Source organism: Lysobacter sp. CA199, from assembly GCF_052078715.1.
In the GTDB taxonomy this organism is placed as follows: Bacteria; Pseudomonadota; Gammaproteobacteria; order Xanthomonadales; family Xanthomonadaceae; genus Lysobacter.
This window is the reverse complement of sequence record NZ_JBQJIL010000001.1, coordinates 135,741-150,253: the sequence shown is the minus strand read 5'-3', so window position 1 is coordinate 150,253 and position 14,513 is coordinate 135,741. Positions and strand designations below refer to the sequence as shown.

The 14,513-nt window shown below is 66.2% G+C and carries 13 protein-coding genes; 9 read left to right on the top strand and 4 right to left on the bottom strand.

Annotation, left to right across the window (positions count from 1 at the left end):
• Positions 1 to 11: 11 nt before the first annotated feature.
• The 4 genes from ACTOWJ_RS00665 to ACTOWJ_RS00650 are packed head-to-tail and all read left to right on the top strand — an operon-like array spanning position 12 to position 2,434.
• Entirely contained in the window at positions 12 to 290 is a 279-nt protein-coding gene (locus ACTOWJ_RS00665) for a hypothetical protein (RefSeq protein WP_441332655.1), read from the top strand.
• Positions 280 to 555 (top strand): hypothetical protein, encoded by a 276-nt coding sequence (locus tag ACTOWJ_RS00660; protein WP_441332654.1) that lies wholly within the window; start codon positions 280 to 282, stop codon positions 553 to 555. The genes ACTOWJ_RS00665 and ACTOWJ_RS00660 overlap by 11 nt, the downstream gene beginning before the upstream one ends.
• A complete protein-coding gene (locus ACTOWJ_RS00655; protein ID WP_441332653.1) occupies positions 552 to 2,087 on the top strand; it encodes a PepSY-associated TM helix domain-containing protein in 1,536 nt (511 codons plus the stop codon). Before ACTOWJ_RS00660 ends, ACTOWJ_RS00655 begins: the two co-directional genes overlap by 4 nt.
• A complete protein-coding gene (locus tag ACTOWJ_RS00650) occupies positions 2,072 to 2,434 on the top strand; it encodes a hypothetical protein (protein WP_441332652.1) in 363 nt (120 codons plus the stop codon). Before ACTOWJ_RS00655 ends, ACTOWJ_RS00650 begins: the two co-directional genes overlap by 16 nt.
• Before the next feature lie 156 nt (positions 2,435 to 2,590).
• Here ACTOWJ_RS00650 and ACTOWJ_RS00645 read toward each other — a convergent pair whose 3' ends face one another.
• From ACTOWJ_RS00645 to parC, 3 genes are all read right to left on the bottom strand, one after another.
• On the bottom strand, positions 2,591 to 3,067 hold the full coding sequence (locus ACTOWJ_RS00645) for a hypothetical protein (RefSeq protein ID WP_441332651.1): 477 nt from the start codon (positions 3,065 to 3,067) through the stop codon (positions 2,591 to 2,593).
• A gap of 89 nt (positions 3,068 to 3,156) precedes the next feature.
• A complete protein-coding gene (locus tag ACTOWJ_RS00640) occupies positions 3,157 to 3,591 on the bottom strand; it encodes a hypothetical protein (protein WP_441332650.1) in 435 nt (144 codons plus the stop codon).
• Positions 3,588 to 5,831 (bottom strand): DNA topoisomerase IV subunit A, encoded by a 2,244-nt coding sequence (gene parC, locus ACTOWJ_RS00635; RefSeq protein WP_441332649.1) that lies wholly within the window; start codon positions 5,829 to 5,831, stop codon positions 3,588 to 3,590. Before parC ends, ACTOWJ_RS00640 begins: the two co-directional genes overlap by 4 nt.
• A gap of 132 nt (positions 5,832 to 5,963) precedes the next feature.
• Between parC and ACTOWJ_RS00630 the strand changes: the two genes are divergently transcribed.
• Positions 5,964 to 6,779: a glutaminyl-peptide cyclotransferase gene (locus tag ACTOWJ_RS00630; RefSeq protein WP_441332648.1), complete on the top strand. Its 816-nt coding sequence runs from the start codon at positions 5,964 to 5,966 to the stop codon at positions 6,777 to 6,779.
• A 152-nt stretch (positions 6,780 to 6,931) separates the two neighbouring features.
• On the opposite strand, the gene ACTOWJ_RS00625 is transcribed toward ACTOWJ_RS00630, so the two are convergent.
• Positions 6,932 to 7,114 carry a hypothetical protein gene (locus tag ACTOWJ_RS00625; RefSeq protein ID WP_441332647.1) on the bottom strand — a complete coding sequence of 61 codons (183 nt, stop codon included), beginning with the start codon at positions 7,112 to 7,114 and terminating at the stop codon, positions 6,932 to 6,934.
• A 391-nt stretch (positions 7,115 to 7,505) separates the two neighbouring features.
• On the opposite strand from ACTOWJ_RS00625, the gene ACTOWJ_RS00620 reads away from it, so the two are divergent.
• From ACTOWJ_RS00620 to ACTOWJ_RS00605, 4 genes are read left to right on the top strand one after another with little or no spacing between them, the layout of a single operon-like run.
• Complete coding sequence (locus ACTOWJ_RS00620; RefSeq protein ID WP_441332646.1) at positions 7,506 to 8,714, top strand: efflux RND transporter periplasmic adaptor subunit; 1,209 nt, start codon at positions 7,506 to 7,508, stop codon at positions 8,712 to 8,714.
• On the top strand, positions 8,711 to 11,848 hold the full coding sequence (locus ACTOWJ_RS00615) for a multidrug efflux RND transporter permease subunit (RefSeq protein WP_441332645.1): 3,138 nt from the start codon (positions 8,711 to 8,713) through the stop codon (positions 11,846 to 11,848). Before ACTOWJ_RS00620 ends, ACTOWJ_RS00615 begins: the two co-directional genes overlap by 4 nt.
• Before the next feature lie 47 nt (positions 11,849 to 11,895).
• Positions 11,896 to 12,603, top strand: a complete 708-nt coding sequence (locus tag ACTOWJ_RS00610) for a heavy metal response regulator transcription factor (protein WP_441332644.1) — start codon at positions 11,896 to 11,898, stop codon at positions 12,601 to 12,603.
• Entirely contained in the window at positions 12,600 to 14,015 is a 1,416-nt protein-coding gene (locus ACTOWJ_RS00605; RefSeq protein ID WP_441332643.1) for a heavy metal sensor histidine kinase, read from the top strand. Before ACTOWJ_RS00610 ends, ACTOWJ_RS00605 begins: the two co-directional genes overlap by 4 nt.
• Positions 14,016 to 14,513 lie beyond the last annotated feature (498 nt).

Genomic DNA, 14,513 nt, shown 5'->3' with positions numbered 1-14,513 from the left:
AGGCAAACCCGATGACCGCTCTGTATCTGTTGTTCTCGCTGCTTTCCGCGGCGGCCTTCTACCTGGGGACCGGGCACCAGCGCCTGTGGACGCGCATGCTCGGGCACCGCGCCCGCATGCGCGCGTTGGGTTGGCTGTGCGCGGGATTGGCGATCGCCATGGCCGTGTTCGCGCTGGGCGTGTGGGCGGGCGCGTTCTGCGCGTTGACGGGGTGGATGTTCGGCGCCGTGCTGCTGCCTTACTTCGATGCGTGGCTACAGTCGCGCAAGGGAGCTTCTCATGTGGAGTAAGTCGCTGGCCGCGGCGCTGCTCGGACTGCCCTTGACGGTCGGCTTCATCGGCCTGATGGCGCTGCTGTGGCCAGGGGAACTGCAGCGCATCACCTTGCCGTGGCTGCTGTTGTCGTTCCCGCTCTGGGTCGCAGTGATGTCGCTGGCATTGATGGCCAAGAGCGGCTGGCGCGCATGGGCGTGGATGGGCGGCACGACGGCGTTGTGCTTCGGCCTGATTCATCTGGCCAAGCTGCTGGGCTGGGCCGCGGAGCTGCCGGCATGAAGGCTGCGACGCTTCGGATTTTCCTATCGGTCCATACCTGGGTGGGGCTGGCGTCGGGGATGCTGCTGTTCATCGCGTTCTACGCCGGCGCGATCACCGTGTTCGTGCACGAGTTGCAGGGATGGGAACGTCCGGCGCAGGCGACGCTGTCGGGGCCTGAGGCGATGGCGGCCTCGCAGGCCTTGGTCGATCGCGTGCTGCGCGAGCAGCCGCAGGCGGCGCACGGCCTGACGTTGTCGCTGCCCGGAGATCACGGTCCAAGACCGTCCGCTTACTGGTACGACGGGGCGACCGGCGTCCAGCACAAGTTCGTGCTCGAGGAGGGCGGCGATCTGCACCGATCGCCCGGTCGCGGCGGCTTCGTCGAGTTTATCTACGACCTGCATTTCACCGCCGGCCTGCCGCGAACCGTCGGCAGCTATTTGTTCGGTGTGGTCTGCATCCTGTACGGATTGGCCCTGGTCAGCGGCGTGGTGATCTATGCGCCGGTGTTCCTCAAGGATCTGTTCGCGTTGCGGATGGGGCGCAACATCAAGCGTTTCTGGCAGGACGCGCACAACGTCGTGGGAATGCTGTCGCTGCCGTTCCACATCATCTTCGCGTGGAGCGGCGCGGTGCTGACGATCGGCTTCCTTATGTTGGCGCCGTTCCAGTTCCTGGTGTTCGAGAACAAGCTGATGACCGTGCTGGAGCGGGATTTCGAGATCGCCCCGCATGTCGAGCCGGCCGGCATCGTCAGACCGACGCTTCCGGTCGCTGAGCTGGTCCGTCGGGCCGAACGCGCATTGCCGGGCATGCACGCCGAAAGCCTGTTCTACCACGACGTCGGCGACGCGAACGGCCGGGTGACCGCCTATGGCGCGATCGCGCAGCGTCGGCTCAACGGCTTCGGCGGCGTCGTCCTGAACGCGGCCACCGGCGAGGTGGTCAACGCGCTCGGGCCGAAGGATTTCCAGCCCGGCATGGCGATGCTGCGCGGCCTGCAGACACTGCACTACGGCAACTTCGGCGGGTTCGCGATGAAGTGGCTGTACTTCCTGCTCGGGCTGGCCGGCGCGTTCTTGTTCTACAGCGGCAACCTGCTGTGGATCGAAGCGCGGCGCAAGCGACGACAGGTAGCGCAGCCCCGGCGCACGCGCCTGGTCGCGGCATTGAGCATCGGGGTGTGCCTGGGCTGCGTCGCCGGCGTCTCGGCCGTGTTTCTGGCTGCCGCGCTGCTGCCGCAAGCCTGGATCGCACGCAGCTATTTCCTGGTGTTCTTCGCCGCCATCGCCTGGGCGTTCGTGCGCTCGCCGGCACGCGCCGCGCACGAACTGCTGTGGCTGTGCGCGCTGCTGACGGCGGCGATCCCGCTCGCCGGCTGGATCGGGTCGGGCGAACACGTGTTCGGCGCACTGCTGCACGGGCGCTGGAACCGCGTGCTGGTCGATACGACCGCGCTGGCCATGGCGATCGCGTTCTGGCGCATGGCCGTGACGACCTTAAGTCGTGGCCGCACCGGCGACCCGAACAGCGTTTGGGCTTTGCGCTGAATGAACAAACGCCCCGCAATGCGGGGCGTTGTTTCGAGAAACGGCCAATGGTGCGTGGAAGCTTATTCCACAGCCAACCCTCGACTTTCCGCCACCCACGCGGCGGCAATCTGGCCGATGTCGAACAGCTGCTGGGCCCGCTGGATCGTCTGGTCGAAGCCGGCAAGTCAGTGATCGTCGTCGAGCATCACCAGGCGGTGATGGTGCATGCGGATCGGATCATCGATCTGGGGCCGGATGCGGGTCACGACGGCGGGCGGGTCGTGTTCGAGGGTACGCCGGCCGATCTCGTCAAGGCGCGTTCCACGCTTACCGGCAAGCATCTGGCGGCTTACGTAAAAGCGTGAGCCTGCGCGCTGCGAGGCGATCTTTCTGTGGGGCTTCAGCACCGACTCGCTCAAGTTGCGCCGCAGGGTCGTGCGGCTTCGCCGCTTCGGTTGGGCTGAAGCCATCCCACAAAAGACTTCGGGGCGTTCAAATGGCTTGGATATCGACGAGGATGCTCAGGCTTTACGCGGCAGCAGGAACCACAGTACCGCCAGAAAATAGAAGGTCAGCCAGAACCCGCTGGCTCTGCGCAATTGCGAGAGCTGTGCGACTCGGTATTGTTCGGGCGTGAGCTCCCAGAGCACCCTGCCGTTCTTGATCAACACGTACCCGCCTTGCCTGATCTCGGGAGATCCGCCGCCCAGGGCGAAGGAATTGATCAGGGCGTAGGCGACCAGCAGCCCGCCGGCGAGCTTCGCCCAACGAGGAATCCGCTCGGAAAAACCGAGCCGATAGCTCTGAGATGCCGGAGTGAGCATGGTGTAGTACACAAACGGCGCGGAAATCACGAAGATGGCGATCGGCATGATGCGCGAATCGAGCATCGGTACGGACAGATCGACGCCGAGACAGGTCGCGACGTGCACGACCAGCGATACGACAAGCCCGATCAGTGCGGCGATGCCGAACACCTTGAACAAAACACGTTCCATCGTGCGTTCCTGTTTGGCAAAACGTGTCCAAACGATCGGACGCGTTATGACTGTCTATCGGCGGATCCCGGCGACGGGCGCTGCGTCGATTACCGGTCCACTTCTATTTGCGCAGGCTTGATGAAGTAATGCGAAGGCAGCGCGGCCCAGGCCGGGTCACCGGTATGTTCGGACTTTCGAGCGGTGTAGTGCTCCAGTGTTCCTCGCGCAACGATTGCCGTGCCATAGGGGATGCGCGAGTCGTCGGATCCGGCCACAAACAGGTACACGGTTTCGTCGTCTACGACGATGAAGTCGGCCAGTTTTCCTGGGCCTGACCAGGTTCCCCGCAGAGTGACTTGAGAGCCGGTCTGGCTCGCCAATCGGTCGTGTTTGTGCGGGAGCAGCGAGCAAGCAGCCAGCACAGTCGCGCCAAGGAGATAGCTGGTCAAGCGAAAACCAGTCGTCATGACCGGTTTTCCGAAACGGCGTTGGACGCGTGTCGAAGCTTGACCGTTCGATCCGCGTCCGTCGCAGGTGTTCATTCCACCGCTAAGCCTTCAACCTTCTGCCACCCACGCGGCAACAAACCGCCGCGCGTGGCGCGAGCGCCCAGATACGGCTCCAGCTCCTTGAACGACAAGCTCATCGTCCGCGAACCCGACTTGATGCTGAGCGTGGTGCCCGGTGCGACCACCGCCACCGCGACCACGCGCTCGGTGCCGAGCTTGGCCTTGGGGATGTCGATGATCTTGTTGCCTTTGCCCTTGTCGAGCTCGGGCAGTTCCGACACCGGGAACGCGAGCAGGTGGCCGACGTTGGTGACCGCGACCACGCGATCCTGTTCGACGTCGCCGACCTGCGCCGGTTGCAGCACCTTGGCGTTGGGCGTCAGCGACAGCATCGCCTTGCCGGCCTTGTTGCGGCCAGTGAGGTTTTCGAAGCGGGTGACGAAACCGTAGCCGTGACTGGTGGCGAGCACGAAGCGGTTGTCGTTGTCGCCGGCCGCCAAGGCCTGGAACGACGCGCCCGCGGCGGGCGAGAAGCGCCCGGTCAGCGGTTCGCCATTGCCGCGCGCCGAAGGCAGGCTATGGATCAGCGTGGAATAGGAGCGGCCGGTCGAATCAAGGAACGCGACCTGTTGGGTGCTGCGGCCGCGCGTGGCGCTAAGCACGCCGTCGCCATCGCGATAGCTCAGCGTCGCCGCATCGATCTCGTGGCCCTTGGCCGCGCGCACCCAGCCCTTTTCGCTGATGACCACGGTCATCGGCTCGCTGGCGACCAGTTCGGTTTCCGACAAGGCCTGCGCGGCGGTGCGCGAGACCAGCGGCGAACGGCGCGCGTCGCCGAACTTCTTGGCGTCGGCGATCAGCTCGTCCTTGATCAGCTTCTTGAGCTTGGCCTTGCTGCCGAGGATGGCGATCAGGCTGTCGCGCTCGACGGCCAGCTCGTCCTGCTCGCCGCGGATCTTCATTTCCTCCAGGCGCGCGAGCTGGCGCAGCCGGGTTTCCATGATGTAGTCGGTCTGCTCCTCGCTCAGGCCGAAGCGCTTCATCAGCACCGCGCGCGGCTCGTCCTCGGTGCGGATGATGCGGATGACTTCATCGAGGTTGAGGAACGCGACCAGCAAGCCTTCCAACAGGTGCAGGCGGCGCTCGACTTTTTCCAGACGGTGGGTCAGGCGGCGGGTGACCGTGTCGGTGCGGAAGCTCAGCCACTCGCTGAGCAGCGTCTTCAGGCCCTTGACCTGCGGACGGCCGTCCAGACCGATGATGTTGATGTTGACCCGGAAGCTCTTTTCCATGTCCGTGGTGGCGAACAGATGGCCCATGAGCTGATCGACGTCGACGCGGTTGGAACGCGGCACCAGCACGATCCGGGTCGGGTTGGCGTGATCGGATTCGTCGCGGATGTCTTCCAGCCACGGCAGTTTCTTGGCCCGCATCTGGGTGGCGATCTGTTCGATCACCTTGCCCGGCGACGCCTGGTAGGGCAGCGCGGTGATGACGATGTTGGCGCCGTCCTTCTCATAGATGGCGCGCGCACGCACGCTGCCCAGGCCGGTTTCGTACATCTGCAGCAGGTCGCTGCGCGAGGTGATGATCTCGGCCGGAGTCGGGTAGTCCGGGCCCAGCACGTGCTCGCACAGATCGCGCGTGGTCGCGTCCGGGTCGTCGAGCAGGCGCACGCAGGCGCTGACGATCTCGTTGAGGTTGTGCGGCGGCACGTCGGTGGCCATGCCGACCGCGATGCCGGTGGTGCCGTTGAGCAGCAGGTGCGGCAGGCGCGCCGGCATCCAGGTCGGCTCTTCCAGGGTGCCGTCGAAATTCGGCGTCCAGTCGACCGTGCCGTGGCCGAGTTCGCCCAGCAGCACTTCGGCGATCGGGGTCAGCTTGGATTCGGTATAGCGCATCGCCGCGAACGATTTGGGATCGTCGCTGGAGCCGAAGTTGCCCTGGCCCTCGACCAGCGGATAGCGGTACGAGAACGGCTGGGCCATGAGCACCATCGCCTCGTAACAGGCGCTGTCGCCGTGCGGGTGGAACTTGCCGATCACGTCGCCGACGGTGCGCGCGGATTTTTTCGGCTTGGCCGCGGCGTTGAGGCCGAGCTCGCTCATCGCATAGATGATGCGGCGCTGCACCGGCTTGAGGCCGTCGCCGATAAAGGGCAGGGCGCGATCCAGGACCACGTACATCGAATAATCGAGGTAGGCGCGCTCGGCGTATTCGCGAAGGGGGATCTGTTCGAAGCCGTGGAACACCGGACGTACGGGATCAGTCATGGAACCTTGGGGCTGGGTGGGGCTGAGCCCGGGATTCTAACCGGGGACGGGTTTCACAGGGTGCGACGGGCCGTGGACGCAGGCCGGACAAGGCTTTGGCGTATCCTCTTGGGTCGGTAAACGGGAGGTTTCATGGCGATCGGTCCCTTCTGGATGCGTCCGGCCGCGGTCGCGGCGTTGAGCCTGGCGCTGGCCGCGGCGTGTTCGCAGCAACCCGCGGCGGCGCGTGGGCACCTGCCGGTGTATTCGTACCGGGTGGTGGCGGCCTTTGCGCACGACCCGCAGGCCTTCACCCAGGGTCTGATCTATAAGGATGGCTTTTTGTACGAGAGCACCGGCCTGAACGGTCGCTCCTCGGTGCGCAAGGTCGAGCTCAAGACCGGCCGGGTGCTGCACAAGATCGATCTGCCGGCCGAAGTGTTCGGCGAGGGCCTGACCGATCGCGGCCAGCAACTGCTGGTGCTGACCTGGACCAACGGTTCGGGCTTTGTGCTGAATCTGCCCGGTTTCGACCTGGCCGACACCTTCCGCTACCAGGGCGAGGGCTGGGGCCTGACCCGTTCGGCCGACACCGTCTATATGAGCGACGGCAGCGCGCAGATCCGCCTGCTCGATCCGCAGACGATGAAAGAACGCTCGCGCCTGCCGATCAGCGATCAGGGTCGGCCGGTGGATCAGCTCAACGAACTGGAATGGGTCAAGGGCGAGCTGTACGCCAATATCTGGCAGACCGACCGCATCGCCCGCATCGATCCCAAGACCGGGCACGTGCTGGGCTGGATCGATCTGAGCGGCCTGCTCGAACAGCACGGCCGTTCCAGCCGCGATGCCGACGTGCTCAACGGGATCGCCTACGACGCCAAGAGCGATCGTTTGTTCGTGACCGGCAAGCTGTGGCCGGACTTGTTCGAGATCGAATTGGTGGCGCCGGCCAAGGCCAAGCGCTGAGTCCGCGTTCGCCGGGCCGGATCGGCTCGACTCAGCGGTTCGCGGCGCCCGCTCTCGGCGGACACGGCTGGGCGCCCCCTTGAAGCGCGGGTTGGCGCCTCGACCCGCTGCAACGCGGCGTCCTCGGCCGCGAAAAAACGCAACATCGAACGTCAGGGCCGGGTCAACAATTCGATCCGTCCGTCCTTGAGAAAGCACAGGTCGTCCGAGCGTAAATCCGGATCGCCCGAATGCCGGCGGTTGAATCCGGTTTGCCCGAGCAGATAAGCGGTGTAGGCGGAAAACTCGCAGGCGCACTGATCGTAGTGCTGGCCGCCGATCTCGATTTCGGGCATGGATTCGAAGGTTCCGCGCGGAACAGCGCTCGAATGCGCGCCAGCAGGTCGGCGGTATCGGGACGGGCCCGATTCGATCCCATGGAATCGGAACCAGAGATGGGGTTGGTATCGTGCGGATCGGACTGTGAGGCGCGGCAGCGCGCGATCCTGGCAGGTCACACGCCGATCGATGGAATCGCCCCGCGGCGGCGCCGATGCGCGTGCCCTGCCGGAAGTCATCCCCGCGCAGATGACATCAGCTTACGAATTTGTCAGCCAAGCGACAGCGTGGCGTAGGCGGGGCGAGCCTAGAGTCTCCCGCATGGTTCGCGTCCTCCCCTCGCGGACCATCGGCGGCGTTTTTCTCCAAGGGCGCCGCCACCTCTTTCCTCTGCCACGGATGCCGGATATGCCGCCTGAACCCGCACTCGCTGTGTCGCCGCGCGCCCGCAAGAGCGCTTATGCCGCGCTCGCGCTGCTTGCCATCGTCGGCGCCGGATTCGCGCTGGGCGCATTCCGCAGCCGCGGCGCCGCGCCGCCGAAGGCGCCGCCTCCGGTGCCTGTGAACCTGACCGTGGTCGAGCGCCGCGACGTGCCGCATTGGCAGGAAACCATCGGCACGGTGACCTCGCTGCAAAGCGCGGTGTTGCGCACGCAGGTCGACGGCGTGCTGACCGATGTGCTGTTCCGCGAAGGCCAGACGGTCAAGCGCGGTCAGTTGCTGGCGCGGATCGACGACCGCGCCATCGCCGCCAGCCTCAACGGTGTGCAGGCGCAACTGGCCCGCGACGACGCGCAACTGCGTTCGGCGCAGTCCGATCTCAACCGCTTCCGGCAATTGTCGGGCGGACAACTGATCGCGCGGCAGATGCTCGACCAACAGGCCGCCTCGGTGCAGCAACTGCAGGCCACTACCCGGGCCAACCAGGCGGCGATCGACGGCACGCGCGTGCAGTTGTCCTATACCCGCATCGTCTCGCCGATCGACGGACGCATCGGTCTGCGCCGGGTCGATCCGGGCAATGTGGTGCGCACCACCGATCCGGATGGATTGGTAACCGTGCAGCAGGTCGATCCGATCTCGGTGGTGTTCACCTTGCCGCAGGACCAACTGCCGCGTCTGCGCGACGCGCAGGCCAGCGGTAAGGTCGAGGTGCAGGCGCTCGATCGCGATGCCGGCACGGTGCTCGGCGACGGCGAGTTGCGGGTGATCGACAACCAGATCGACGACGCTACCGGCACGGTGCGGATCCGCGCAGTGTTCGCCAATGCGCAGGACAAGCTGTGGCCGGGCCAGTTGGTCAGCGTGCGCGTGCGCACCGGTTTGAGCCCGGATGCGATCGTGGTCGCCTCCGAAGCGGTGCAGCGCGGACTGGATCAGAATTTCGTCTACCGGCTGGATGCGGGCGACAAGGTCGCGCTGGTGCCGGTGAAAGTGCAGTACCAGAACGACAAGATCGCGGTGGTGCAGGGGCTGCAGGCCGGTGATCGGGTGGTGCGCGACGGCCAGTCGCGGCTCAAGCCGGGCATGACCGTGGCGCCCGTCGCCGCGGGCGGCGCGGCCGAAGCCACGGCCGCGGCGGCCACCGCCGGCGCCCGCGTGGTGGCGGCGCCATGAGCGCTTCCGACGGTCGCGTTTCGATTTCGGGCTGGTTCGTCCGCCATCCGGTGGCGACCACGCTGCTGACCGCGGCGGTGCTGTTGCTGGGCATGTTCGCGCTGCCGCAATTGCCGGTGGCGCCGTTGCCTCAGGCCGAATTCCCGACCATCCGCATCAACGCCAGCCTGCCCGGCGCGAGCCCGGAAACCATGGCCTCGGCGGTGGCCACGCCGTTGGAAACCCAGCTGACCTCGGTGCCGGGGATCAGCGAGATGACCTCCACCAGCGCGCTGGGCACCACCTCGATCACCCTGCAGTTCGTGCTCGACAAGAGCATCGACACCGCCGCGCAGGAAGTGCAGGCGGCGATCAACAACGTCTCCGGCCGGCTGCCGAGCGATATGCCGAGCCTGCCGAGCTGGACCAAGGTCAATCCCGCCGACAGCCCGATCATGGTGCTGAGCATGCAGTCCGATCTGATGCCGCTGACCGAACTCAGCGATCTGGCCGAGACCGTGCTCGCGCGCAACATCAGTCAGATCGACGGCGTGTCGGAAGTCTTCATCGCAGGCCAGCAGCGCCCGGCGATCCGCATCCAGGCCGAACCCGAACGGCTCGCCGCGGTCGGCCTGACCCTGGCCGACGTGCGCACCGCCGCGCAAGGCACCAGCGTCAACCAGGCCAAGGGCGCGGTGGTCGGTCCGCAGCGCATGTCTTCGTTGGAAACCAACGATCAGTTGTTCAAGCCCGAGGACTACCAGCGCCTGGTGGTGACCTATCGCAACGGCGCGCCGGTGCGCCTGGGCGAGGTCGCGCACATCCGCTTCGGCGCCGAGAACGACTACGTCCGCGCCTATCCCAACGGCAAGGACGGCTTGATGCTGATCGTGTTCCGCCAGCCCGGCGCCAACATCATCAAGACCACCGACGCGGTACTGGACGCGCTGCCCAAGCTGCGCGCCAATCTGCCGGCCAGCGTCAACGTCGACGTGTTCAACGACCGCACCCGCACCATCCGCGCCTCGCTGCACGAGGTCGAACTGACCCTGGTGCTGACCGTGTTGCTGGTGGTCGCGGTGATGGGGCTGTTCCTGCGTCAGCTGTCGGCCACGCTGATCGTCGGCGCGGTGCTGGTGGTGGCGCTGGTGGCGACGTTCGCGGCGATGTACGTGCTCGGATTCAGTCTCAACAATCTGACCTTGGTGGCGCTGGTGATCGCGGTAGGCTTCGTGGTCGACGATGCCATCGTGGTGGTCGAGAACATCCACCGCCATCGCGAAGCCGGTATGCCGATGCTGCAGGCGGCACTGCAAGGCTCCAGCGAGATCGGTTTTACCGTACTGACCATCGGCCTGTCGCTGATCGCCGCCTTCATCCCGCTGTTGTTCATGGGCGGCGTGGTCGGGCGTTTGTTCGCCGAGTTCGCGCTGACGGTGACCGTGGCGATCCTGATCTCGATCGTCGCCTCGCTGACCCTGGCGCCGATGCTGGCCTCGCGCTTCATGCGCAGCGCGCCCAGCCATGGCGGAAGCGGGCCGGGACGGCTGCTGCGCGGCTACGATCGCAGCCTGCGCTGGGCCTTGTCGCACCAGCGCATGATGCTCGCCGGTTTCGGCGTGACCCTGGCGATCGCGATCGGCGCCTACGTCTACATTCCCAAGGGATTCTTCCCGCTGCAGGACACCGCTTTCGTGTTCGGCACCACCGAGGCCGCGCAGGACGTGTCCTTCGACCAGATGATGGCTAAGCACAAGCAACTGGCGCAGATCGCCTCGACCGATCCGGCGATCCAGGCCTACGGCCATTCGGTCGGCGCCACCGCCGGCAGTTCGACCATGTCCAACGGCCGCTTCTGGTTCGTGCTCAAGGATCGCGGCGATCGCGACGTATCGGCCGAGCAGTTCATCGACCGCATGCGCGGCAAGCTGTCGAAGGTGCCGGGCATCTCGATCTATCTGCGCTCGGCCCAGGACATCAACATCGGCGCCGGCCCCTCGCGCACGCAGTACCTGTACGCGCTGCGCGATGCCGACAGCGCCGAGTTGTCGCTGTGGGCCGACAAGCTGACCCAGAAACTGGCGCAGTTGCCGCAACTGCGCGATGTCTCCAACGATCAGCAGATCGGCGCCAGCGTGGTGCGCCTGGCGATCGACCGCACCGCCGCGGCGCGCTTCGGCTTCACCGCGCAGGACATCGACCAGGTGCTCTACGATGCTTACGGCCAGCGCCAGATCAATGAATTCCAGACTCAGACCAACCAGTACAAGGTGATTCTGGAGATCAGCCCGCGCATGCGCGGCAGCATCGACAGCCTGGCGTATTTCCACCTGCGCTCGCCGCTGACCGGGCAGATGGTGCCGCTGTCGGCGCTGGCGCGGGTCGAACCGCCGGCCAACGGCCCGCTGTCGATCAGCCATAACGGACTGTCGCCGGCGGTCAACATCTCCTTCAATCTGGCGCCCGGCGTGGCCTTGGGCGATGCGGTCGACGCGGTCAACCGCGCCCAGACCGAGATCGGCATGCCGGCCGGCGTCACCGGCAATTTCCAAGGCTCGGCGCAGGCCTTCCAGGATTCGCTGGCGACCCAGCCGCTGTTGATCTTCGCCGCGTTGCTGGCGGTCTACATCATCCTGGGCGTGCTGTACGAGAGCTTCGTGCATCCGCTGACGATCCTGTCGACCTTGCCCTCGGCGGGCATCGGCGCGGTGCTGATGCTGATGCTGTGGAAACTGGATTTCTCGATCATGGCCCTGATCGGTCTGGTGCTGCTGATCGGCATCGTCAAGAAGAACGGCATCTTGCTGGTCGACTTCGCCCTCGACGCGCAGCGCAACCGCGGACTGGGGCCGCTGGAGGCCATCCACGAGGCCTGCCTGACCCGGTTCCGGCCGATCATGATGACCACCATCGCCGCCTTGCTCGGCGCGATCCCGCTGATGCTGGGATTGGGCACCGGCTCGGAGCTGCGCCAGCCGCTGGGCGTGGCGGTGGTCGGCGGACTGCTGATCAGCCAGCTGCTCACGCTGTACAGCACGCCGGTGATCTATCTTGCCCTGGACCGCTGGTTCCTCAAGCGCCGCCGCGAAGCCAAGGCCGGCGAGGCCGTTCCGGTCCTGGCCGGCCCGGTCGGCGCCGCCCCCGGCGGGGCATAGAGGTAGGATGCCGTCAGGCCCGCCACCGCGATGAACTCTACGCCGCAATGAAACTGTTGATCGTCGAGGACGAAGTCAAGACCGCCGACTACCTGCGCGACGGCCTGGCCGAGCAGGGCTGGGCGGTCGATGTCGCGCGCGAAGGGCTGACCGGCCTGCATCTGGCGCGCGAATTCGATTACGACGTGATCGTGCTCGACGTGATGCTGCCCGGCATGGACGGCTTCAGCGTGCTGCGCGAATTGCGCGCGCGCAAGCAGACGCCGGTGATCATGCTCACCGCGCGCGACCGCGTCGACGACCGCGTGCATGGTTTGAGCGCCGGCGCCGACGACTATCTGGTGAAACCCTTCTCCTTCATCGAGCTGCTCGCGCGCCTGCAGGCCTTGGTGCGGCGCGGCCGCCAGCAGGAGTCCACCGAACTGCAGATCGGCGATCTGCTGATCAATCTGATCGCGCGCCGCGCCTTCCGCGACGGCACTCGCCTGGATCTGACCGGCAAGGAATTCGCGTTGCTGGCGCTGTTGGCGCAGCGGCGCGGCCAGATCCTGTCCAAGACGGTGATCGCCGCGCAGGTGTGGGACATCAATTTCGACAGCCATACCAATGTGGTGGAGGTCGCGATCAAGCGCCTGCGCGCCAAGATCGACGGCCCGTTCCAGAACAAGCTGCTGCATACCGTGCGCGGCATGGGCTATGTGCTGGAAGCGCGCGACGACGACGATTTCGAGCCCGACGGCAAGGGGTCGGCATGAACCGCTTGCGCGAATTGTCGATCGCCCAACGCCTGGCGGCGATGTTCGCGCTCGCCGCGCTGCTGGTGTTCGCCCTGGTCGGCACCACCTTGTACAAAGTGCTGGAGACGCAGATCGTCCGCTACCAGCACGCCGAACTGGAAACCAAGCTGCGATACGTGGCCGGCAGCGTGGCGGTGTGCGATCTGCGCGAGCGCTGGTACAAGGTGCAGGACAAGGTCGAGAACCTCACCTCCAGCGACCGCAGCACCAAGATCTGGGCGTGGAGCGACGATGCCGGCTTCCGCATCGGCGCGCAGACGCCCAAGATCGAGGCGCCGACCAAGCGCGATCGCGGCATGGGCCGGTTGTGGCTGAGCGACAGCGATGCGCCGTATCGCACCTTGGAAGAATGGATTCCCGCCCGCGGCGAGCGGCCGCCGGTGCGGCTGTGGATCGGTATCGATTCGCAGCCTTATGTCGCCGCGCTGCGGTCCTTCGCCTTGGCCCTGGTTGCGTTGGGCGTGGTCGGCACCGCGCTGGTGGCGCTGCTCGGGCATTGGATCGCCCGGGTCGGTTTGCGGCCTTTGCAGCGCCTGTCCGGCCAGGCGCAGACCCTGAGCCCGAGCAATCTGTCGCAGCGCCTGCAGCCTACCGATCTGCCGCCGGAGCTGTGCCGGCTGACCGATGCCTTCAACGGCGCGCTGGACCGATTGGAAGCGGCCTATGTGCGCCTGGACGCGTTCAACGCCGATGTCGCCCACGAACTGCGCACGCCGCTGACCAATCTGATGGGCCAGACCCAGGTCGCGCTGTCGCGGCCGCGCGAGGCGGCGCAGTTGGAGGACGTGCTGCAGTCGAATCTGGAAGAACTCGAACGCATGCGCGGCATCGTCAACGACATGCTGTTCCTGTCGCGCGCCGACCAGGGCGACATCGCCCTGGACCGGGTCTGCGTGCCGCTGGCCGAAGAAGTGGCCAAGACCGGCGAGTTCCTGGAGTACCTGTTGGAAGAGGCGGGCATGCGTCTGCGCATCGAAGGCGTCGCCGATGCCTGGATCGACACCTCGCTGTTCCGCCGCGCGATGACCAACCTGCTGCACAACGCGGTGCAATACGCCACGCCGGGCTCGGAGATCGTGGTGGAACTGCGCGAAGCCGGCGAGGCGCCCAGCGATTGCGGCAGCGGCGTCCGCGTTGCGGTACGCAACCAGGGCAGCAGCGTCGACGCCGAACATCTGGTGCGGATTTTCGATCGGTTCTACCGAGTGGACGCCGCGCGCGAACACCGCGGCGAGCGCCATCATGGCCTGGGCCTTTCGATCGTCAAGGCGATCGCGGCGCTGCACGGCGGCAAGGTATTCGCCAGCAGCGACGACGGCGCGACCACGGTCGGATTCAACCTGGCCCCGCCGCGCAACGCCGCGGCCTGAGAGTGCCGCGGCTAGGGCGTATGGTGGCTTGAGCGCGCTATGCCCCCAGAACGGCGCCGGCCCGAAGTATTTTGTGGGAGGGGCTTCAGCCCCGACGCTTTGGCCACAACCGTGTTGGATACTCACGGCTTCCGGTGCAAAGGGGGCGGGCCTGAAGGCCCTCCCACAACAGGCCTCGAAACCGCGTCCTTTCACAAGCGTCGCGGGTTGCGGAAGCTTTTGTGGGAGGGGCTTCAGCCCCGACGCCTTTCGATCCGATGAGACGAAGGGACCGCGAAGCCGCTGGCCATTCACCTGTTCGCCGCCGCATCGCATAGCGCTCCGCTGTCGCGCATCCGCCGCCGTCCGGCCCGCGTATCTGTACGCGTAGGCCGGACCGCGGCCGCGATGCGAAACCGCGATGCACTTCGTTGCGCATTTTCCAAGTCGTGCCGAGCCACCGTCGCGCGTGGCGGCCACCGGCGCCCGTCCAGGGCCGCAACCGCGCCATGGCTCACG

Excerpts from the sequence above, each read along its gene's own strand:
- ACTOWJ_RS00665 (WP_441332655.1), top strand. The coding sequence starts at position 12 with ATGACCGCTCTGTATCTGTTGTTCTCGCTGCTTTCCGCGGCGGCCTTC.
- ACTOWJ_RS00660 (WP_441332654.1), top strand. The coding sequence starts at position 280 with ATGTGGAGTAAGTCGCTGGCCGCGGCGCTGCTCGGACTGCCCTTGACG.
- ACTOWJ_RS00655 (WP_441332653.1), top strand. The coding sequence starts at position 552 with ATGAAGGCTGCGACGCTTCGGATTTTCCTATCGGTCCATACCTGGGTG.
- ACTOWJ_RS00645 (WP_441332651.1), bottom strand. The coding sequence starts at position 3,067 with ATGGAACGTGTTTTGTTCAAGGTGTTCGGCATCGCCGCACTGATCGGG.
- ACTOWJ_RS00640 (WP_441332650.1), bottom strand. The coding sequence starts at position 3,591 with ATGAACACCTGCGACGGACGCGGATCGAACGGTCAAGCTTCGACACGC.
- parC (WP_441332649.1), bottom strand. The coding sequence starts at position 5,831 with ATGACTGATCCCGTACGTCCGGTGTTCCACGGCTTCGAACAGATCCCC.
- ACTOWJ_RS00630 (WP_441332648.1), top strand. The coding sequence starts at position 5,964 with ATGGCGATCGGTCCCTTCTGGATGCGTCCGGCCGCGGTCGCGGCGTTG.
- ACTOWJ_RS00625 (WP_441332647.1), bottom strand. The coding sequence starts at position 7,114 with ATGCCCGAAATCGAGATCGGCGGCCAGCACTACGATCAGTGCGCCTGC.
- ACTOWJ_RS00620 (WP_441332646.1), top strand. The coding sequence starts at position 7,506 with ATGCCGCCTGAACCCGCACTCGCTGTGTCGCCGCGCGCCCGCAAGAGC.
- ACTOWJ_RS00615 (WP_441332645.1), top strand. The coding sequence starts at position 8,711 with ATGAGCGCTTCCGACGGTCGCGTTTCGATTTCGGGCTGGTTCGTCCGC.
- ACTOWJ_RS00610 (WP_441332644.1), top strand. The coding sequence starts at position 11,896 with ATGAAACTGTTGATCGTCGAGGACGAAGTCAAGACCGCCGACTACCTG.
- ACTOWJ_RS00605 (WP_441332643.1), top strand. The coding sequence starts at position 12,600 with ATGAACCGCTTGCGCGAATTGTCGATCGCCCAACGCCTGGCGGCGATG.